General features: G+C 71.9%; 20 protein-coding genes. 10 read left to right on the top strand and 10 right to left on the bottom strand.

The window, feature by feature from the left end; translation table 11 throughout:
• Nucleotides 1–5: 5 nt before the first annotated feature.
• Nucleotides 6–1343 carry an RNA 5'-3' helicase PhoH2 gene (gene phoH2, locus ABD143_RS31035; protein ID WP_343985069.1) on the bottom strand — a complete coding sequence of 446 codons (1338 nt, stop codon included), beginning with the start codon at nt 1341–1343 and terminating at the stop codon, nt 6–8.
• 484 nt (nt 1344–1827) lie between these two features.
• Here phoH2 and ABD143_RS31030 point away from each other — a divergent pair, with 484 nt between their 5' ends.
• Nucleotides 1828–2337: an O-acetyl-ADP-ribose deacetylase gene (locus ABD143_RS31030; RefSeq protein ID WP_343985067.1), complete on the top strand. Its 510-nt coding sequence runs from the start codon at nt 1828–1830 to the stop codon at nt 2335–2337.
• On the opposite strand, the gene ABD143_RS31025 is transcribed toward ABD143_RS31030, so the two are convergent.
• Nucleotides 2315–3544 (bottom strand): DUF885 domain-containing protein, encoded by a 1230-nt coding sequence (locus ABD143_RS31025; protein WP_343985065.1) that lies wholly within the window; start codon nt 3542–3544, stop codon nt 2315–2317. The two genes, ABD143_RS31030 and ABD143_RS31025, sit on opposite strands and share 23 nt — an antisense overlap.
• Before the next feature lie 350 nt (nt 3545–3894).
• Here ABD143_RS31025 and ABD143_RS31020 point away from each other — a divergent pair, with 350 nt between their 5' ends.
• Nucleotides 3895–4251 carry a hypothetical protein gene (locus ABD143_RS31020; protein ID WP_343985063.1) on the top strand — a complete coding sequence of 119 codons (357 nt, stop codon included), beginning with the start codon at nt 3895–3897 and terminating at the stop codon, nt 4249–4251.
• Between the two features lie 67 nt (nt 4252–4318).
• Here ABD143_RS31020 and ABD143_RS31015 read toward each other — a convergent pair whose 3' ends face one another.
• A complete protein-coding gene (locus tag ABD143_RS31015; RefSeq protein WP_343985061.1) occupies nt 4319–5098 on the bottom strand; it encodes an isoprenyl transferase in 780 nt (259 codons plus the stop codon).
• 215 nt (nt 5099–5313) lie between these two features.
• Between ABD143_RS31015 and trhA the strand changes: the two genes are divergently transcribed.
• Nucleotides 5314–5937 (top strand): PAQR family membrane homeostasis protein TrhA, encoded by a 624-nt coding sequence (gene trhA / locus ABD143_RS31010; protein ID WP_343985822.1) that lies wholly within the window; start codon nt 5314–5316, stop codon nt 5935–5937.
• 52 nt (nt 5938–5989) lie between these two features.
• Nucleotides 5990–6424, top strand: coding sequence for a PPOX class F420-dependent oxidoreductase (locus ABD143_RS31005; protein ID WP_343985059.1), 435 nt, complete (start codon nt 5990–5992; stop codon nt 6422–6424).
• A gap of 9 nt (nt 6425–6433) precedes the next feature.
• Here ABD143_RS31005 and ABD143_RS31000 read toward each other — a convergent pair whose 3' ends face one another.
• From ABD143_RS31000 to mca, 4 genes are all read right to left on the bottom strand, one after another.
• Nucleotides 6434–7054, bottom strand: a complete 621-nt coding sequence (locus ABD143_RS31000) for a hypothetical protein (protein WP_343985057.1) — start codon at nt 7052–7054, stop codon at nt 6434–6436.
• A 94-nt stretch (nt 7055–7148) separates the two neighbouring features.
• Nucleotides 7149–9170 carry a thioredoxin domain-containing protein gene (locus ABD143_RS30995; RefSeq protein ID WP_343985055.1) on the bottom strand — a complete coding sequence of 674 codons (2022 nt, stop codon included), beginning with the start codon at nt 9168–9170 and terminating at the stop codon, nt 7149–7151.
• 12 nt (nt 9171–9182) lie between these two features.
• Complete coding sequence (locus ABD143_RS30990) at nt 9183–9452, bottom strand: hypothetical protein (protein ID WP_343985053.1); 270 nt, start codon at nt 9450–9452, stop codon at nt 9183–9185.
• Nucleotides 9453–9473: 21 nt separating this feature from the next.
• A complete protein-coding gene (gene mca, locus ABD143_RS30985) occupies nt 9474–10346 on the bottom strand; it encodes a mycothiol conjugate amidase Mca (protein ID WP_343985051.1) in 873 nt (290 codons plus the stop codon).
• Between the two features lie 617 nt (nt 10347–10963).
• Here mca and greA point away from each other — a divergent pair.
• Complete coding sequence (gene greA, locus ABD143_RS30980; protein ID WP_343985049.1) at nt 10964–11461, top strand: transcription elongation factor GreA; 498 nt, start codon at nt 10964–10966, stop codon at nt 11459–11461.
• Nucleotides 11462–11479: 18 nt separating this feature from the next.
• Here greA and ilvA read toward each other — a convergent pair whose 3' ends face one another.
• Nucleotides 11480–12721 (bottom strand): threonine ammonia-lyase, encoded by a 1242-nt coding sequence (gene ilvA, locus ABD143_RS30975; RefSeq protein WP_343985047.1) that lies wholly within the window; start codon nt 12719–12721, stop codon nt 11480–11482.
• Nucleotides 12722–12842: 121 nt separating this feature from the next.
• Here ilvA and ABD143_RS30970 point away from each other — a divergent pair, with 121 nt between their 5' ends.
• Nucleotides 12843–13070: a hypothetical protein gene (locus ABD143_RS30970; RefSeq protein ID WP_343985045.1), complete on the top strand. Its 228-nt coding sequence runs from the start codon at nt 12843–12845 to the stop codon at nt 13068–13070.
• Between the two features lie 47 nt (nt 13071–13117).
• On the opposite strand, the gene ABD143_RS30965 is transcribed toward ABD143_RS30970, so the two are convergent.
• Nucleotides 13118–14263, bottom strand: coding sequence for a cystathionine gamma-synthase (locus tag ABD143_RS30965; RefSeq protein WP_343985043.1), 1146 nt, complete (start codon nt 14261–14263; stop codon nt 13118–13120).
• Here ABD143_RS30965 and ABD143_RS30960 point away from each other — a divergent pair.
• Both ABD143_RS30960 and ABD143_RS30955 read left to right on the top strand, forming a co-directional pair.
• Entirely contained in the window at nt 14262–14426 is a 165-nt protein-coding gene (locus tag ABD143_RS30960; RefSeq protein ID WP_343985041.1) for a hypothetical protein, read from the top strand. The two genes, ABD143_RS30965 and ABD143_RS30960, sit on opposite strands and share 2 nt — an antisense overlap.
• Before the next feature lie 137 nt (nt 14427–14563).
• Nucleotides 14564–15856 carry an ankyrin repeat domain-containing protein gene (locus tag ABD143_RS30955; protein WP_343985039.1) on the top strand — a complete coding sequence of 431 codons (1293 nt, stop codon included), beginning with the start codon at nt 14564–14566 and terminating at the stop codon, nt 15854–15856.
• Nucleotides 15857–15874: 18 nt separating this feature from the next.
• Here the strand turns inward: ABD143_RS30955 and ABD143_RS30950 are convergent, their stop codons facing one another.
• Nucleotides 15875–17251 (bottom strand): cystathionine beta-synthase, encoded by a 1377-nt coding sequence (locus ABD143_RS30950; protein ID WP_343985037.1) that lies wholly within the window; start codon nt 17249–17251, stop codon nt 15875–15877.
• Nucleotides 17252–17620: 369 nt separating this feature from the next.
• On the opposite strand from ABD143_RS30950, the gene shbA reads away from it, so the two are divergent.
• Nucleotides 17621–18190: an RNA polymerase sigma factor ShbA gene (gene shbA, locus ABD143_RS30945; protein WP_343985035.1), complete on the top strand. Its 570-nt coding sequence runs from the start codon at nt 17621–17623 to the stop codon at nt 18188–18190.
• Nucleotides 18191–18314: 124 nt separating this feature from the next.
• Entirely contained in the window at nt 18315–18500 is a 186-nt protein-coding gene (locus ABD143_RS30940; protein WP_343985033.1) for a hypothetical protein, read from the top strand.
• Nucleotides 18501–18561: the final 61 nt, after the last annotated feature.

The following is an 18561-nucleotide window of genomic DNA, read 5'->3' as shown; positions in this document are numbered from 1 at the left end:
CGGGGTTACGCGGCCGGGCCCTCCAGCATCTCCGTCACCAGCGCCGCGATCGGGCTGCGCTCGCTGCGGGTGAGCGTGACGTGCGCGAAGAGCGGGTGGCCCTTCAGCTTCTCGATCACCGCCGCGATGCCGTCGTGCCGCCCGACGCGCAGGTTGTCACGCTGCGCCACGTCGTGCGTGAGCACCACCCGGCTCGCCGTGCCGAGCCGGGAGAGCACCGTGAGCAGAACGTTGCGCTCCAGCGACTGCGCCTCGTCGACGATCACGAAGGAGTCGTGCAGCGAGCGGCCGCGGATGTGTGTGAGCGGGAGCACCTCCAACATCCCGCGGGCGATGATCTCTTCCAGCACGTTCTGGCTCACCAACGCGCCGAGGGTGTCGAAGACGGCCTGCGCCCACGGCGCCATCTTCTCGCTCTCGCTGCCGGGCAGGTAGCCGAGCTCCTGCCCGCCGACGGCGTAGAGCGGCCGGAAGACGACCACCTTGCGGTGCTGCTGGCGCTCCATCACCGCCTCCAGGCCGGCGCACAGCGCCAGCGCCGACTTGCCGGTGCCCGCCCGGCCGCCCATGGAGACGATCCCGACCTCGGGGTCGAGCAGGAGGTCGAGCGCCACCCGCTGCTCGGCCGACCGCCCGTGCAGCCCGAACGCCTCCCGGTCGCCGCGGATCAGCCGCACCCGCTTGTCCGCCGTGACCCGGCCGAGCGCCGCCGATCCCCCTCCCAGCAGCCGCAACCCAGTGTTGGCCGGCAGCTCGCGGGCGGCGTCGTGGTCGATCATGCCGTCGCGGAACAGCCTGTCGACGTCGGCCGCGGTGACTTCCAGGTCGGCCATGCCCGTCCAGCCCGAGGGCACCACGTCGAGCGCGTGGTACTCGTCGGCCTGCAACCCGACGGCGGCTGCCTTGACCCGCAGCGGCATGTCCTTGCTGACCAGCACCACGTCACCCCGGCCGTCGGCCTTCCGCTCGGCGGCGAGGTTGAGCGCACAGGCCAGGATGCGGCTGTCGTTCGAGTCCGTGCGGAACCCTGCCGGCAACACCTCCGGGTCGGTGTGGTTGAGCTCGACGTGCAAGGTGCCACCCGAGGTACCGATGGGCACCGGCGCGTCCAGGCGGCCGTATTCGATGCGCAGCTCGTCGAGCATGCGCAGCGCCGTGCGGGCGAACCAGCCCAGTTCCGGGTGGTGTCGCTTGCCCTCGAGCTCGGAGATCACCACGAGCGGCAGGACGACCTCGTGCTCGTCGAATCGGGTCAGTGACCACGGGTCGGACAGGAGCACGGAGGTGTCAAGCACGTAACAGGTGGTGGTGTGCGGAGCAGGGGCAGTACGACGGTCGGTCACGGAGGCTCCTCGCTAGCGTCGCCGACGCCGAACCCCCGGTGCCCAATGGCGACCCCGGAGGCAAGGCCGACGAATGCTCCCTGATGGGCGCGGCACCGCGCCCACATAGCCGTTAGGCCGGCTGGCCCTGCGGGGCGCTACCGACGACCTGGAACTCGCCGCCGACCACGCCCGCGAGGGCCGGGTGCCGGCCCCCTCGGGTGAAAGTGACACCACGACCAGGGCCTCCCGAGCGGCACGCATCGGGTACGTTCCGCCGACTAGAACGCTACCGGCGGTCACCCGGGTGCGGTCAACAGCAACTCGGTACGACCTCGCGTGATCGAACCGAGATTTAACAGATCGGACTACCGCTCATCGCCCTGCGGCCACTGTCCGTCGAGACTGACCTGGGTGGCTCATCCCGTTGGTCCGCCTGGGACGCCGGCCGGCGCGGCCTCGGAGAGCGCCTTCCACGCCGCTCGACGGCGCGTAGCGTGGCCCTGTGCGCATCGAGATCGTCGAAGGCGACATCACCACCCAGGAGGTGGACGTGGTGGTCAACGCCGCCAACTCCGCCCTCCTGGGAGGCGGCGGCGTCGACGGCGCCATCCATCGGCGCGGCGGGCCCGAGATCCTGGCCGAGTGCAGCAGGCTGCGAGCGACCGAGCTCCCGGACGGGCTGCCGGTCGGGGACGCCGTGGCCACCACGGCAGGCCGGCTGCCCGCGCGCTGGGTCGTGCACACGGTCGGTCCGGTGTGGTCGGCCTCTGAGGACCGGTCCGCGCTGCTGGCCGCGTGCCACCGCAACTCCTTGCACGTGGCAGCCGGGCTCGGCGCGGAGTCGGTCGCCTTCCCGGCGATCTCCACAGGCATCTACGGATGGCCGCTGGAATCGGCCGCCGAGATCGCCCTGGCCGCCGTCTCGGAGCCGGTCGGTTCGATTCGCACGGTGCGCTTCGTGCTGTTCGGGGACGAGGCGTTCCGCGTCTTCAGTGAGGCGCGGTCGCGGTGAGCGGCCTTTCCCGGGGCACCGGCCCGGAGCTCCCACCGCTCGTCAGCTCGGCCCGCACCGCGGCGGGCGTCAGCGGCTCGTCGAGGAGCCGCACGAAGCGCGCGGGCCGCGGGTCGAGCTCCCACCAGCGGCGGAGCAGCTCTCCACCCTCCACGTAGGTCGCCGGGTACGCGCGCCACAGCGGATGCCGCAGGAAACGCAGCACGCGCGCGGCCCGGGTGTCGTCGAGCAGCGCCCACCGCCGTAGGTGGGCGAGCACGTCGTCGGCACGCACGCCCTGACCGTGCACCATCACGGAAGCGTCCTGCCGGACCCGGGCGAGCCCCGCCGTGGCCGCGTGCACCCGCTCGGCGTGCTCGCCGTCGAACCCGGGGAGCACCCCGTCGAGGACGGTCGCGGCGAACCGGCCCCAGCGCGGACCGACGAGGGCGTGCAGCCCGAGTTCGGCGGCACCTTCCGCGAGGGTGCCCTGCGGGCTGACGGCCAGCATCACCCGGTGCTCGTCCCACCCCGCAGCGACGGGCCTGGCCTCCCGGCGGCAGCGTTCGGTGTGATGGCCGGGATAGGCCTCGTGCGCGACGAGGTGCACCAGCTGCGCCCGGCGCAGGCGGGCGCCCGCGTTGAGCGTGACGAGGGACCGGTAGCCGCCCAGGTACTGGTGCAGCGCAATCCAGGGGGCGTCGGGCACCACCTGGTACTCGACGTGCTCATCGTCGGGGAGCGACACGACTGCGCGCGTCCGCTCGCGCAGGGCCGCCGAGATCGCGTGCACAGCGGGCACGAGCCGCGCGACGGGCACCTCGTCATGGGCGCTGTGCGCCTGCATCCGACCGGCGAGCGGCCCACGGCCCGGCAGCAGCTCGGCGAGCTCACTGTGGATCCGCCGGTAGACGTCCTCGGTCCCGAGGGAGATACGCACCTCGTAGCTCGCGGCCACCTCCAGGTCGAACGGCACGCGCTGGCCGGCCAGCCGCCGTGCCGTCCATTCGACGGCGAGCAGTTGGGCGCGCAGGAACCGTTCCCGCTCCGGGCCGAGCCCGGTGTCCGGCAGGGCGGCGGCAAGCCGGCCGGCGTCGGCCACGACGGCGGCCGGGGTGGCCTTGCCGACGGCCGGTCGGGGGCCGGGGAAGTCGGCCGCTCCGGGGAGCAACGCGTCGAGACGCAGCGCGAGCGACACGTAGTCACCAACAGCCTCCGCGGCGCGCACCGGAGCACGATACCGACCGGTAGCGCTGGGCCACCCGATGTCGGCTCCAGGAAGCCCCGATCACGCTACTTCTCGACCGAGAAAAGATACGGTCGCAACCGGGTGATTCTCGATTACGGACCGCCCAACCAGCGCGGCCGAGGGCCGCGCCGGCAAAGTCCAGGCCTGCCCGAAAGTGGGCGTAACTAAACCGAGAGTATTCGGACCACACGATCGTGGTAGGAAATTTGTTTCCCCCTCGACGGAGCCGCTAACGTTTTCCTCAGTCAGCGAGGGCTCCCCGGTCATAACGCTGACTCTGAATGGAATCGGCTCCGGCCGACTCCGGATCACCTAACAGGAGATGAACTGTGCTGAAGAAGGCTGGAATTGTCGTGGCCATGGGCGCTGCCGGTCTGCTCGCCGTGAGCCCGCTCGCCTTCGCTGGCGACAAGCACGACCACAACAATGACCACGATGGAAAGAAGAAGGTCAAGGTCGAGGACGTCAACCACGTCGACGACTCGAAGAAGGCGTTGATCAACTTCTCCGACAACGACGCCGCGTTCAACTACTGCTCCAACGGCGACATCGAGTCCTTCGCCGTCCAGGACCTCGTTGGCGCGCTGGCGATCTTCGGCGAGGCGACGACGGACGAGTCCGAGGAGTACGACTGCAAGCAGGGTGCCGACGCCGGCGACTCGGTCAAGCAGAAGTACGAGGACTGATCTCTGCGGTGCCTGAGAAGTGGCGCCGGACCATTGGGTCCGGCGCCATTTCTGGGTGTGGAGAAGATCAGGAGCCAAATCGACGGTGCCGGGCCGCGTAGTCTCGCAGCGCGCGCAGGAAATCGACCCGGCGGAACTCCGGCCAGTACGCCTCGCAGAACCAGAACTCCGAGTGGGCGGACTGCCACAGCAGGAACCCGGACAGCCGCTGCTCGCCGGACGTCCGGATGACGAGGTCCGGATCCGGCTGGCCCGACGTGTAGAGGTGGGCCGCGATGTGGTCGACGTCGAGCACCTCGGCGAGCTCCTCGATCGACGAGCCCGCCTCGGCGTGCTTCAGCAGCAGCTTGCGCACGGCGTCGGCGATCTCCTGCCGCCCGCCGTACCCGACCGCGATGTTGAGCTGCAGCCCCGGCCGTCCCACCGTCCGCGCCGCCGCAGTGGACAGGCTCTCGGACATCTCCCGCGGCAGCACGTCCAGCGCGCCGACGATCCGCAGCCGCCACCGGGCCGACGGACCGCTCAGCTCGTCGACGACGTTCGTGATGATCTTCAGAAGCGGTTCCAGCTCCTCGGCGGCGCGCTTGAGGTTGTCGGTCGAGAGCAGCCACAGGGTGACGACCTCGACACCGGCCTCCTCGCACCACTCCAGCAGGTCGGCGATCTTGGCCGCGCCCACCCGGTGCCCGTCGTTGACGTCGACGAAGCCGGCGTCCCGCGCCCATCGCCGGTTGCCGTCGAGCATCAGCGCGACGTGCCGCGGCCGGACCGCTGTTGCACCCGCCCTGTTCAACTCGCGGCTCAGCTTGCGCTCGTACACCGAGTAGAGCAGGTCGCGGAGATTCACGGCCGGAGAGCGTACGCCCGCCGCCTGAGGGCCCTGCAGGCGCGCGGGCAGGAGCACCGTGACCGGGTCCGTGATCAGGCCAATGATCGGGCCCGGCCGGTGGCCGGATTCACGCGCAGTACACCTCGGCGCTCGGCGGGGTGCCGTAATCTCGATGCGTGACGACCGGGACCCGCGACTCGCCTTCCCCCGGAGCCCCGCTGGTCAAGCCGCGGATGCGTGGGTGGCTCCACTTCTGGTCCTTCGCGGTGTCGATCGCCGCCAGCGCCACGCTCATCGCTGTCTCCGCGGCGCTGGTCGGCGGGGCCGCGGCGCTCGCCACGTCGGTGTACAGCGTCACGATCCTCGGCCTGTTCGGCACGAGCGCGCTCTACCACCGCCGCACCTGGCGTACGGCGCGCAGCCGCGCCGTGATGAAGCGGCTCGACCACTCGATGATCTTCTTGTTCATCGCGGGCACCTACACCCCGGTAGCAGCGCTGGCGATGGACCCGGGCACGGCCCGGTGGGTGCTCATCGTCGTGTGGGCAGGCGCGCTCGCCGGCGTGGTGCTCAAGACGGTCTGGCCGCACGCGCCCGCGTGGGTCGGCGTGCCGATCTACATCGCGCTCGGCTGGATGGCCGCGTTCGTCATCCCGGCGATGCTCGTCGGCGGCGGGGTGGCCGCGCTCGTCCTACTCCTCACTGGCGGCCTCCTCTACACCGTGGGCGCCGTCTTCTATGCCACGCGCTGGCCGAACCCGTGGCCCGCCACGTTCGGCTTCCATGAGTTCTTCCACGCGGCCACGGTCCTCGCGGCCATCTGCCACTACATCGCGATCTGGCTGATCCTTTTCTGACCATCGTCGGGCCACCCGGAATGCGATCTGATCGCGGCCGGTTGACGGCGGTATGACCGCCGCCACTCAGTTCGACCCGCACGCGCTGCTCGCCCAGTCCCGCCTCGGGGTACTTGCCACGATCAAGTCCGACGGCCGTCCGCAGCTCTCCCCGGTCACGCCGTACTACGACCGGGACGCCGGCTTCGTCTACGTCTCGATCACCGAGGGACGCGCGAAGACGAAGAACCTCCGCCGCGACCCGCGGACCGCCCTCGAGGTCACCAGCGCCGACGGCTGGTCCTGGGCCACCGCCGAGGGCACCGCGGAACTCATCGGCCCGGGCACCGACCCGAACGGGCCCGAGGTGGACGCGCTGGTGGAGTACTACCGGTCGGCGGCCGGCGAGCACCCGGACTGGGACGAGTACCGCGCCGTGATGGTCGCCGACCGGCGCGTGCTGCTGAAGTTGCGGGTGGAAAAGGTCTACGGCGAACAGATCCGCTGAGCGCCCGGATCAGGCGGTGCCTTCGCCACCCGTGGGGCCCTTCGCGCGCAGCTCGTCCACCTTCGCCATCGCGTCACGCAGTTCGGTGAGCCACTCGTCGGCGTGCTGGCCCACGAGGCGGACTGCCCAGGCCAGCGCGTCGGAACGGGAGCGGGCGACCCCGGAGTCGACGAGCGTGTCGAGCACGATGCGTTCCGGCTGACGCAGGCGCGTCATCACGGGCACTGACGCCACCGTGAACAGCTCGACGGTGTCGCCGACGCGGGCGCCCCACGCCACCTTGCGCTGGTAACGGTGCTCGGCCTGGCGCGCGATCTCGATGCGCTCCTCGCGGGTCGTCTCGCGGAAGCGGGAGATGCGGCCCGCCTCGGCAGACGCGCGGTCGGCACGGCCCGCCTCGGTGTCGGGGAATTCGCCATCCAGCGGCGGCAGCTGGCCGACGATGAGGATCTCCTCGCGGTCGACCGTGATGTCCGGCGCCGCGGCGAACCACTCGTCCGGCAGCCGGCCATGCAGCCAGGCAGCGGCGTCCTCCGCTCCGGGCAGGTCGGCCTGCTGCCATCCGCCCCGCCCGGGGCCCCGCCCACGACCCCCTGCTCCGTGCCACCCGCGGTGCATCCGTCCGGACATCACGCCACCTCCACGTGCTCTGCTCTCGTGATTACGAGATTACACAGCAAGTGGGTATCTGTGCAGCGGTTCGCTCGGAGCGAATCCGCCATCCTCAGGCGCGGAGGACCAAGCTCGCCGTCAGCTCCGCCTCCGTGGTCGCGGGACGGTCGCAGACGAACCCGCGGCAGACGTAAGCAGCCGCGGACCCGTCGACGAGGGGCCGGTCGTCCAGCAGCGGCACCCCGGCCGCACCGGGCTCGCCGGGCACGATCACTGTGCCGCCGGGCGCGATCCGCCGGGCGTGGGCCAGCAGCTCCGCCCTGCCCTCGTCGCCATCCGGGCCGACCACCGCCACCTGCAGCGGGCCCCGCACCGCTGCCTCTCCGGCGGTGAGCCAGTGCCCCGCGAACCGGGGGTGCATGTCCAGTAGCGTGCCCATGGACCGGAGCGCGTTCTCCGCCGTGTCGCGGTACCGGTCGGGCTCGGCCACCAGCACCGACGCCGTGATCAATGCCGACGTCAGCGCGGAGCTGCCGCACGGGGTGGCGTTGTCGGTGAACTCGCGCGGCCGGTGCAGCAGCACCTCGGCGTCGTCGGCGGTGTCGTAGAACGAGCCGGGCCGCTCGGGGTCGGCGAAGTGCTCCAGCGCGACGTCGATCAGCTCGGTGGCCGCCGACAGCCAGCGCGGCTCTCCGGTGGCCTGGTGCAGGGCCAGCAACGCGTCGGCGAAGCACCCGTAGTCCTCCAGCACCCCCGCCGCGGCGCCCACCACCCCGTCGCGCGACGACCGCCGCAGCCGCCCGTCCACGACATGCGTCCGCAGCAGCAGGTCGGCGGCGTCCGTGGCCGCCGCGACCCAGTCCGGCCGGCCCAGCGCCGCACCGCCCTCGGCCAGCGCGAGGATCGCCATCCCGTTCCACGCCGTGACGACCTTGTCGTCGCGCGCGGGCTGCGGCCTCGCGCCGCGCGCCTTCAGCAGTGCGGCGCGCACCCGCTCCCAGCGTTCGGGGTCCTCGGGGTCGGCGAGCAGCTGCAGCGTGGACGACCCGTGCTCGAACGTGCCCCGCTCGGTGACGGTCAGCAGGGATGCGGCCCAGTCGCCGTCGGCGTCGCCGAGGGCCTCGCGCAGCTGCGGCGGCGTCCACGCGTACGTGAGCCCCTCGACCCCCTCGGTGTCGGCGTCGAGCGCCGATGCGAACCCGCCCTGTGTTGTGCGCAGGTCGCGGAGCAGGAACTCGGCGGTCTCCTCGGCGACCCGTCGCGGAAGGTCCGGAGCGTCGGGGAGGCGGGCGAGATGCGCGTAGACCCGCAGCAGCAGCGCGTTGTCGTACAGCATCTTCTCGAAATGAGGCACGACCCAACCCGCGTCGACGCTGTAGCGCGCGAACCCGCCGGCAAGCTGGTCGTACATCCCGCCACGGGCCATCCGCTCGCAGGTGAGCGCCGCCAGGCGAAGCGGCTCCTCGGAACCGGTGCGCTCGTGGTTGCGGACGAGGAACTCGAGCGCCATCGACGGCGGGAACTTCGGCGCGCCGCCGAAGCCCCCTGCGCGCTTGTCGAACTGCTCGGCGAGGCCTGCGGCGGCCCGGTCCAGCACGTCCCCGTCCACACCTGCGGGCGGCAGCGAGACCATCGAGCTGTCGGCGAGGCGGGCCGCGATCTCGGCGGCCGAGGTGCGCACCCGGTCGCCCTCCTCCCGCCACGCGCGCGTCACGGCGTCCAGGAGCTGGCGGAAGCCGGGGATCCCGGGCCGCGGTGTCGGCGGGTAGTAGGTACCGCAGTGGAACGGCTCACCGATCGGGGTGAGGAAGCACGTCATCGGCCAGCCGCCCTGGCCGGTCATCGCCTGGGTGGCCGCCATGTAGACCGCGTCGATGTCGGGCCGCTCCTCGCGGTCCACCTTGATAGCCACGAACTCCGCGTTGACCTGTGCCGCCGTGGCCGCGTCCTCGAACGACTCGTGCGCCATGACGTGGCACCAGTGGCAGGCCGCGTACCCGACGGACAGCAACACGGGCACGTCCCGCCGGGCGGCCTCGGCGAACGCCTCATCCGACCACTCCCACCAGTCGATGGGGTTGTCGGCGTGCTGGAGAAGGTAAGGGCTGGTTGCGGCGGCAAGCCGGTTAGGCATGCCTCCAGGGTGTCAGGACGGGTCGCGCCCGGCATCCTCGGCGTCGCGCGCCGGCGGCTGCGCGTCCGACCCGTCGAACGACGTGGGGAGGCGCCGGATCCGCTTGGTCATCGACCGGATCAGGACGATCGTGACGAGCGCCAGCAGGATGATGACGACGAGCGCCACCGGAGACGCCTTGCCGAACTCCTCGCCCTGGCCGGGCGGGGGCGCCGGGTCCTGCACCGGCACCGACACGACGGCCTGGGTGACGGAGACCGGGCCCACCAGCAAGGGACTCACACCGCAAACGGTACGCGCACGTCAGACGGCCGGGCGCATCGCCACCCGCTCGTTGATGCCGGCGAACAGGTCGTCCTCGCGTGCGGGCGCGTCGACCAGGCTCCGCACAAGCTCGTAGTCCTCGGTAGGCCAGATCTCGCGCTGGATCTCGAGCGGAACGAAGAACCACCGGCTCGTGGGGTCGATCTGCGTCTCGTGGGCGAGCAGGGCCTTGTCGCGCACCTCGAACCAGTCGGCGCAGTGCACCCGGGTGGTGACGCGCTCCCCCGGGTCGGAGCGGTCGGCGGGCCAATTGTCCAGCCATTCGGCGTAGGGCGACTCGAGCCCGCGGGCGAGCAGCGCCTCGTGGAAGGCGATGATCCGCTTCTTCGAGAACCCGTGGGAGTAGTACAGCTTGAGGGGCTGCCACGGCTCCCCCGCATCGGGAAACCGGTCGGGGTCGCCCGCCGCGTCGAACGCCGCCACCGAGATCTCGTGGCAGCGGATGTGGTCGGGGTGCGGGTACCCGCCGTTCTCGTCGTAGGTGACCAAAACGTGCGGCCGGAACTCGCGCACCACGGCGACGAGCCGCTCGGTGGCGACGTCGAGGTCCTCGCGCGCGAAACAGCCCTCGGGCAGCGGCGGGAGCGGGTCGCCCTCGGGCAGGCCGGAGTCGACGAAGCCCAGCCACCGGTGCTGCACGCCGAGGATCTCGGCGGCCCTGGCCATCTCGGCGCGCCGGATCTCGGAGATGTTCCCCAGCACCTCGGGCCGGTCCATGGCGGGGTTGAGGATGCTGCCGGCCTCGCCGCCGGTGCAAGTGACGACCATGACCTCGCTTTCCTCGGCGACATAGCGAGCGCAGGTGGCGGCGCCCTTGCTGGACTCGTCGTCGGGATGCGCGTGCACCGTCATGAGTCGGAGGGGGCCGGTGCTCATGGCGGTTCGGGGATCGGCTGAGGACATGGGATCGGCCGCGGTCCTTCCGGGTGCCATCGGGTCGAGGGGTTCGACGCTCACGGTTGACCCTCTCGGGTCCAGTCTTCGGAATGCTTCCAGAACATCCCGACACTTCCACCGTCGCCACGGTGCAACACCGGGCGCACCGCTGACCTTCCCCAAATCGGTGATCACTGTCCGTAACTTCGCCGCTGGGCCGGACGGGTGGTCCAGACGCGAATGGGGCCATAGGTCTAAGCCCCTCGCGAACATCATCGGTCCACCACTAAGGTGACCGGCCACCGCGACGGAGGGGCGTCGGCCCGGCGTGCGCACAGATGCACGTGCAGCCACGCTGACCTGGGCCGATGAGCACGCCGGAACTTCCAGGAAGCCTCGACCGTTCGTCGAGAAGGCTGCGACGAACGGACAGGAACCGTGTTATCGTGAACCACACACGGCCCGCAGGCGGGTCGTGTTTTTCCTTACTCGGGGGTGTGGAGCCCTCGATAACGGGCTGCCCGTAACGGGTGGCCGCTTCCGCGGGCGACGCTCCGTGGCTGCAAAGGACCCTTGGACAGGCTGGAGGAGTGATGACCGTGACGGATGCCCAGGTGACCTGGCTCACCCAGGATGCATACGATCGGCTCAAGCAGGAACTCGACGAGCTGATCGCCAACCGCCCCGTCATCGCTGCCGAGATCAACGCCCGCCGCGAGGAGGGCGACCTCAAGGAGAACGGCGGCTACCACGCCGCGCGCGAGGAGCAGGGCCAGCAAGAGGCGCGCATCCGGCAGCTCCAGGAGCTGCTCCGCACGGCGCAGGTCGGCGTGTCCCCCACCGACTCCGGCACGGCCGCCCCCGGCATGGTGCTCAAGCTGCGCTACGACGGCGACGACGAGACCGAGACCGTGCTGCTCGGCTCCCGCGAGGAGGGCAGCCGCGCCGACCTGGAGGTCATCTCACCGAACTCGCCGCTCGGGGCCGCGCTCCTGGGCGCGCACGTCGGCGACACCCGCGAGTACGCGCTGCCCGATGGCGGCAGCATGAAGGTCACCCTGGTCTCCGCCGAGCCGTTCCGGGCCTCGTAAGCCCACCGGCTCCAGGGGTCAGTGTTCGCCGGCCACGTCGGAAACGACGTGGCCGGCGGCGCGTAGCGCCTCCACCAGCTCGGCGCAGTGCTCCCGGCCCCTCGTCTCCAGCGTCAGCTCGATCTGCACGTCGCCGAGCGGGAGGGTGCCGGAGATCCGCGAGTGCTCCACGTCGAGCACGTTGGCACCGAGCGACCCCACCAGCCCGAGCAACTCGGCCAGTGCCCCGGGCCGGTCGCCCACCCGCACCCGCAGCGAGAGGTAGCGGGCCGCGGCCGCCATTCCGTGCTGAATCACGTGCAGCAGCACCAGCGGGTCGATGTTGCCGCCGGAGAGCACCGCGACGGCAGGTGTGGCGAAGCGGCGCGGGTGTTCGAGCAGCGCTGCCACCGCCGCCGCGCCGGCCGGCTCCACCAGCAGCTTCGCCCGTTCGAGGCAGTGCAGCAGCGCCCGGGAGAGCGCGTCGTCGTCGACCGTCACGATCTCGTCGACCAGGGCGGCCACCTGCGGGAACGTGACCTTCCCCGGGCGGCCGACGGCGATCCCGTCGGCGATCGTGCGCATCGACGCGAGCGATTGCGGCGCCCCTGCCGCAAGCGAGGCGGGCCACGCCGCCGCGCCCTCGGCCTGCACCCCCACCACGGCGACGTCGGGGCGCTGCGCCTTCACCGCGGCGGCGATCCCGCCGAGCAGCCCGCCGCCGCCGGTGCACACGAGCACCGTGCGCACGTCGGGCACCTGTTCCAGGATCTCCAGCCCGACCGTGCCCTGCCCGGCGATCACGTCAGGGTGGTCGAACGGGTGCACGAACACCGCGCCGGTGCGCTCGGCGAACTCGGTGGCCGCCGCGATGCTCCCGTCGATCGTCTCGCCGACGAGGCGCACCTCGGCGCCGTAGCCGCGGGTGGCGCCGACCTTCGGGATCGCCGCCTGCTCCGGCATGAACACGGTGGAGCGCGCACCGAGCATCTGCGCCGCGAGCGCCACTCCCTGGGCGTGGTTGCCCGCGCTCGCGGCCACCACACCGCTCGCCCGCTGCTCGGCGTCGAGCCGGGCGATCCTGGTGTAGGCCCCGCGGATCTTGAACGAACCCGTGCGCTGGAGGTTCTCGCATTTGAACCACACCGGTCCGCCGCACATCTCGGACAGGGCCCGGGAGCCCGCCACCGGCGTCAGCGACACGATCCCGGCCAGCAGCTCGCGCGCCGCGCGGACTTCCGACAGGCCGACCGGGGCGACGGCGGCGGGGTCGGCGGTCATACAGGCATCCTTACACCGCGTGCCGGCGATCCGCCGGGCGCGCCACCTCCTCACTCGTCCCGGTAGCCTTGGGTGGCAGGAATGCGGTGCCCGGCACGGGCATCGCGTCGGGGAGGTCGGGATGACACAGCTGCGCGCGATCGCCCCGCTGCTGGTGGCTGCCGTGCTCGCCGTGATCGCTGTGTTCACGGTGAAGGGCGCCGGCTGCGACGACCCCGGCCACTACGAGCCCGTCGCTGGTGGTTACCAGCTGATCGGCGGGTGCCTCGCACCTGGCGACATCGTCGTGCCGCACCCTGCGCCGCAGGATCCGAACGCCATCGATCCGGCCGCGCCGTCGAAGGGCTGACCGCTCCCGCGTGGCGCACCCTAGCTGGGCGATCCTTGGTCGCTAGGTCAGCGGACCTTCGCCAGCGCCTGCTGGAGGTCGTCCACCTGGTCCTCGACGTCCTCGATGCCGACGGAGAGCCGCACGAGGTCGTCCGGGACCTCGAGGGCCGAGCCCGCGACCGAGGCGTGGGTCATGGCGGCGGGGTGCTCGATCAGCGACTCGACCCCGCCGAGCGACTCCGCCAGCGTGAAGATCTCGGTGGCCGCGCAGACGCCCAGCGCGGCCGCGCGGCCACCGACGAGCGTGAACGAGACCATCCCGCCGAAGCGGCGCATCTGCTTGGCCGCCACCTCGTGGCCAGGGTGCTCGGCGAGCCCCGGGTAGTACACGCGCCCCACGGCCGGGTGACCCGCCAGCAGCTCGGCGACGCGCTCGGCGTTGTCGCTGTGGCGCTCCATCCGTACGGCGAGCGTCTTCGCGCCGCGCAGCGTGAGCCAGGCATCGAAGGGGCCAGGCACGGACCCGGTCGCGTTCTGCGTGAACCGCAGCCGTTCGGCCAGCTCGTCGTCGCTGGTGACGAGCGCGCCACCGACCACGTCCGAGTGACCGCCGACGTACTTGGTGGTGGAGTGCAGCACCACGTCGGCGCCGAGCGCGAGCGGCTGCTGCAGGTAGGGCGAGGCGAACGTGTTGTCGACGACGAGCTTCGCTCCTGCCGTCCGGGCGACGTCCGCGACCGCGGCGATGTCGGCGATGCCGAGCAACGGGTTGGTGGGCGTCTCGCACCAGACGGCGCGGGTGTTCGGCCGCAGCGCCGCCCGCAGCGCGTCGACGTCGCCGAGGTCGACCGGCGTGTACTCGACACCCCAGTGCGACAGGACCTTGTCGACCAGCCGGAACATGCCGCCGTAGGCGTCGTGCGGGATGACGACGTGGTCGCCGGGCTTGAGCAGCACCCGCAGCAGGACGTCAGAGGCGCCCATACCGGAGCCGAACGCGAGGCCGTGCCGCCCGCCCTCCAGGGCCGCGAGGCACTCCTGCAGGGCGGTGCGGGTGGGGTTGGCGCTGCGCGAGTACTCGTAACCCGCCCGCAGCCCGCCGACGCCGTCCTGGGCGAACGTCGACGAGAGGTGGATTGGCGTGATCACGGCCCCGGTGCTCGGATCGGGCGCCTGGCCTGCGTGAATGGCGTTGGTCGAGAAGCCGCGCATGGCGCAACGCTACGCGCGGGCCCACCGGGACACCGGAGTGACCTACCGGGAGCCGGCGGACTCGCCCGGCGAAGGCGCCATCGCGGCGATGCAGGCGGTGCTGCTCGTGCCGATCACACTGGCGGGCTTCCGGCCGATCGCGCCGGTCGCGGGCCACGGCTGACGTCGCTACCCTGATCTCGCGCCGCCGGGCGCGCCCTGTCCGCGGGGAAGGGACGATCCCACCGGCAGCACCACCTCCCGACGTCCGGACGGACCTCGGCCCGCACGCGCGGACACGGGCCCGGAACGAGGTTCGCCGTGCCAGCCCTCCCCGCCCACCCCTCGCTGGAACACCTGCGCAAGCAGGCCAAGGATCTGCGCCGCCGCGAGGGGATCCCGCTCAGCAGCGCCCAGCACGAGCTGGCGCGGTCCCACGGGTTCGCGAGCTGGCCGCGGCTCGTGCACCACGTGCAGGCGCTCGGGCTGCACGGGATCGAGCGGGCGCTCGTGCTCGCCGACCCGGAGGGGCTAGCCCGGATCCTCGCCGCCGACCCGGGCGCGGCCACGGCGGAGCTCGACGGCCACCCGCCCCTCCTGGTACTGCTGCGCCGCTCCAACGGCGCGCCCGCCGACGTCCGCCGCTGCGCTGACCTGCTGCTCGCAGCGGGTGCCGACCCTGGCGCCCACACCGTCGAGTACGGCGGCGAGTGGCGTCGCTCGGCCCTCTTCGACGCCGTCGAGCGTCGGGACCTGGCTTTCGTCCGGCTCCTCCTGGACGCAGGCGCCGAACCCGACGAGGACGCCTTCTACCACGCGTGCGAGCAGGGGGACACGGCCTTCCTCGACGTGCTGTACCGGCCGGGCTTCGAACGGCTCGTGATCCACAAGCTGGACTTCGAGGACGCCGGCGGGATCGCGTGGTTTCTCGAGCACGGCGCCGACGCGAACGCGGGCGCATTGCACTGGGCCATCGGTCGCGGGCGCGGCACGCGGATCCTGCGGATGCTGCTGGACGCGGGCGCGGACGTGAACCTGCCCGATCCCCGGACGGGCCACCGACCGCTGGCGGTCGCGGCTCGCTGCGGCCACCTCGCCGCGTACGACCTGCTCCACGCGAGCGGGGCCCGCGCCGACCTCGACTCGGTGGACACTGCGGTGCTCGCGCTCGCCAGGGGCGGGCCGGCCGTGCTCCCGGCCGCGCCCCGGCCGATGCCCGGCCTCCCCGGCGAGGGCCATGGCTGGCTGCTGGGCCAGTTCGCCCTGCTCGGGCGCACAGATGTCGTCCGCGTGCTGCTGGACGACGGCTGGGGAACCGACACGCGCGGCTGGAGCAGGTTCACCCCGCTCGACCAGGCCGCGATGCACGGGCGCACGGACACGGTGCGGCTCCTCGTCGAGCGCGGGGCGGACCTGGCCGACTGCGCGTTCGACGACGAGGGCCCGACACCGCTGGACTGCGCGATCTGGGGTGTGGTGAACAACCGCGCCCCGGACGGCGACTACCCGGGCACCGTGGCCCTGCTGCTTGCGGCCGGGGCGCCGACCCGGCACGAGCCGCCGACGGGCGACGAGCAGATCGACGCCCTGCTGACGAGCCCGCGGCCGTCCTGAGCCGGGGCCTCTGCCCGCTCAAGAGCCCAGGAAGGCCAGCACGTCGGAGCGGGTGACGACGCCGGCAGGCTTGCCGTCGACCAGCACGAGGGCCGCGTCGGCCTCGGCGAACGCGGTCATCGCGGTCTCGAGGGCCTCGCCCGCGCCGATCGTGGGAAGCGGCTCGGACATGTGCTTCTCCAGCCGGTCCGACAGCTGCGCGCGCCCGGTGAACAGCGCGTCGAGCAGGTCGCGCTCCACCACCGCGCCCGCCACCTCGGCGGCCATCACCGGTGGCTCCGCGCGCACGACGGGCATCTGCGAGACGTTGAACTCCCGCAGGTACTGCACGGCGTCGGCCACCGTCTCGTTCGGGTGGGCGTGCACCAGGTCGGGGATCGAGCCGTCCTTGCGCCGCAGCACGTCGCCGACGGTGGCGCCCTGCGCGGGCGGCAGGAACCCGTAGCTCGCCATCCACGAGTCGTTGAAGACCTTGCCCAGGTAGCCGCGCCCGCCGTCCGGGAGCAGCACGACGATGACGGCGTCGCGGGCCTCCTCCGGCGACAGGTCACGCGCCACCCGCAGGGCGGCGGCCACGGCCATCCCGCAGGAGCCACCGACGAGCAGCGCCTCCTCGCGCGCGAGCCTGCGCGTCATGTCGAAGGAGTCGGCGTCGGAGACCGCGATGATCCGGTCGCAGATGTCCTTGTCGTAGGTGGAGGGCCAGAAGTCCTCGCCCACCCCTTCGACCAGGTAGGGCCGCCCACCCCCGCCGCTGTACACCGAGCCCTCCGGGTCGGCGCCGATCACCTGCACGCGGCCGCCGGACACCTCCTTGAGGTAGCGCCCGGTGCCACTGATCGTGCCGCCGGTGCCGATGCCCGCCACGAAGTGCGTGATGCGCCCCTCGGTCTGTTCCCAGATCTCCGGGCCCGTGTCGAGGTAGTGCGACTCGGGGTTGTGCAGGTTGGCGTACTGGTTGGGCTTCCAGGCGCCCTCGATCTCGGCGACGAGCCGGTCGGAGACCTTGTAGTAGGAGTCGGGGTGGTCCGGGTCCACAGCCGTGGGGCAGACGACGACCTCGGCACCGTAGGCGCGCAGCACGTTGCGCTTGTCCTCGCTCACCTTGTCCGGGCAGACGAAGACGCACTTGTAGCCCTTGCGCTGGGCCACCATCGCGAGCCCGACGCCCGTGTTGCCCGACGTCGGCTCCACGATCGTGCCGCCGGGCCGCAGCTCACCCGAGGCCTCCGCGGCCTCCACCATCCGCAGGGCGATGCGGTCCTTCACACTCCCGCCCGGGTTGAAGTACTCGACCTTGGCCAGCACGGGAGCGGCAATCCCCTCGGCGACCGCGCCGAGCCGGACGAGAGGGGTGTTCCCGACCAGGTCGGAGACGTGCTCGACGTATCGCATAGGTCCATAGTCGCACCCGCGCGCCGCGGGAAGCGCGCAGACGCTGCGCTCCAGCGGCCCGTCGGGGGCGCCCTCGGCTGAGCTGCGAACCCGAACGGCGGCGTACGCGGACGCCGTTCGGAAGCGCGAGAAGGCGCGGACGGGCTACTGTTCGCCGTCGAAAACATTTCCACCCGGGCGCGGGCGAGACGGCCGGGTGATCCGACATCCCTCCGAGCAACCACTCCGGACGCGGACCGCTCTCCCCGGCCGGACACCCAGCACCTGTTCCCGACCTAACAGACATGCAGGAGGGGCGCACCGGTGCCAGCGGCCGGGGACGACGCTACCGCAGTCGAGGAAGCCGACCGAGCTGACGCAGCCCGGTCGGTGAAACGTGACGCCGAGCTGAACGATCTCGCGCGCCTCGCCTCGGCCGGTGACCGTCTGGCCCTCGACCGGCTGCTGACGCACATCCGCCCGATGGTCCTTCAGTACTGCAGGGCGCGGATCGGCAACGGCATGCTCGGTTCCCAGGCCGCCGAGGACGTCGCACAGGACGCGCTGGTCGCCGTCTGCGGCGCGTTGGGGCGCTGGCGGCCGGAGAAGCGCGTCATGGCGTTCGTCTACGGCATCGCGAGCAACAAGGTGGTGGACGCCTACCGGGCGGCCGGCCGCGATCGCTCCGTGCCCAGCGACGGGGTGCCCGACTCCCCCGACCCGAGCCCTGGCCCCGAGCAGTCGGCGATGCTCGGCTCCGATGTCGGGGAACTGCGGGCGATGCTCGACGAGCTCCCCGAGCACCACCGCGAGATCCTGGTGCTGCGCCTGGCCCTCGGCCTGTCCGCCGTCGAGGTGGCCCAGACGGTCGGGTCGACGTCCGGGGCCGTGCGCGTGACCCAGCACCGGGCGCTGACAAGGCTGCGCGAGCTGGTGGCGGCGCGCCGCGCCGAGCCCTAGCGACCAAGGATCGCTGATATCTGTTCCGGCGTGGCTCCCTCGTTGTGATCGCTGAAGGTGCCACAAGGAGATCGTCAGTCTCGGTGGCCGGGTGACCCGGCCTGATCTTCCGCCGGAGGTGGCGATGCGAGCGATCGATGAGCAAGTCGTGGGGTGGACCGCGCGGAGCGAGGAGGTGCCGCTGCGGCAATTGGTGGCGGTGCCAGTGGACGTGGGCAAGTCCTCGGCGATGGTGATGGCGTGCGACTTCACCGGGCGGACGATCATGCCGGCGGTGGAGTTCCCGCTGACCCGAAGCGGGTCGCGGTGATGCTCGCCGGGCTGCGCACCTGTCTGCCGGCCGATGTGCGGCTGGTGCGAGTCGGGGTGGA

Origin of the sequence: Pseudonocardia aurantiaca (genome assembly GCF_039526725.1) — a bacterium.
GTDB lineage: Bacteria > Actinomycetota > Actinomycetes > Mycobacteriales > Pseudonocardiaceae > Pseudonocardia > Pseudonocardia aurantiaca.
The sequence above is the reverse complement of the archived record's forward strand: the minus strand, read 5'-3'. Positions and strand labels throughout refer to the sequence as shown.

Excerpts from the sequence above, each read along its gene's own strand:
- ABD143_RS30995 (WP_343985055.1), bottom strand. The coding sequence starts at position 9,170 with ATGCCTAACCGGCTTGCCGCCGCAACCAGCCCTTACCTTCTCCAGCAC.
- ABD143_RS30950 (WP_343985037.1), bottom strand. The coding sequence starts at position 17,251 with ATGCGATACGTCGAGCACGTCTCCGACCTGGTCGGGAACACCCCTCTC.
- ABD143_RS31000 (WP_343985057.1), bottom strand. The coding sequence starts at position 7,054 with ATGTCCGGACGGATGCACCGCGGGTGGCACGGAGCAGGGGGTCGTGGG.
- trhA (WP_343985822.1), top strand. The coding sequence starts at position 5,314 with ATGCGTGGGTGGCTCCACTTCTGGTCCTTCGCGGTGTCGATCGCCGCC.
- ABD143_RS30940 (WP_343985033.1), top strand. The coding sequence starts at position 18,315 with ATGCGAGCGATCGATGAGCAAGTCGTGGGGTGGACCGCGCGGAGCGAG.
- greA (WP_343985049.1), top strand. The coding sequence starts at position 10,964 with ATGACCGTGACGGATGCCCAGGTGACCTGGCTCACCCAGGATGCATAC.
- ABD143_RS30960 (WP_343985041.1), top strand. The coding sequence starts at position 14,262 with ATGGCGCAACGCTACGCGCGGGCCCACCGGGACACCGGAGTGACCTAC.
- ABD143_RS30970 (WP_343985045.1), top strand. The coding sequence starts at position 12,843 with ATGACACAGCTGCGCGCGATCGCCCCGCTGCTGGTGGCTGCCGTGCTC.
- ilvA (WP_343985047.1), bottom strand. The coding sequence starts at position 12,721 with ATGACCGCCGACCCCGCCGCCGTCGCCCCGGTCGGCCTGTCGGAAGTC.
- mca (WP_343985051.1), bottom strand. The coding sequence starts at position 10,346 with ATGACGGTGCACGCGCATCCCGACGACGAGTCCAGCAAGGGCGCCGCC.
- ABD143_RS31005 (WP_343985059.1), top strand. The coding sequence starts at position 5,990 with ATGACCGCCGCCACTCAGTTCGACCCGCACGCGCTGCTCGCCCAGTCC.
- ABD143_RS30965 (WP_343985043.1), bottom strand. The coding sequence starts at position 14,263 with ATGCGCGGCTTCTCGACCAACGCCATTCACGCAGGCCAGGCGCCCGAT.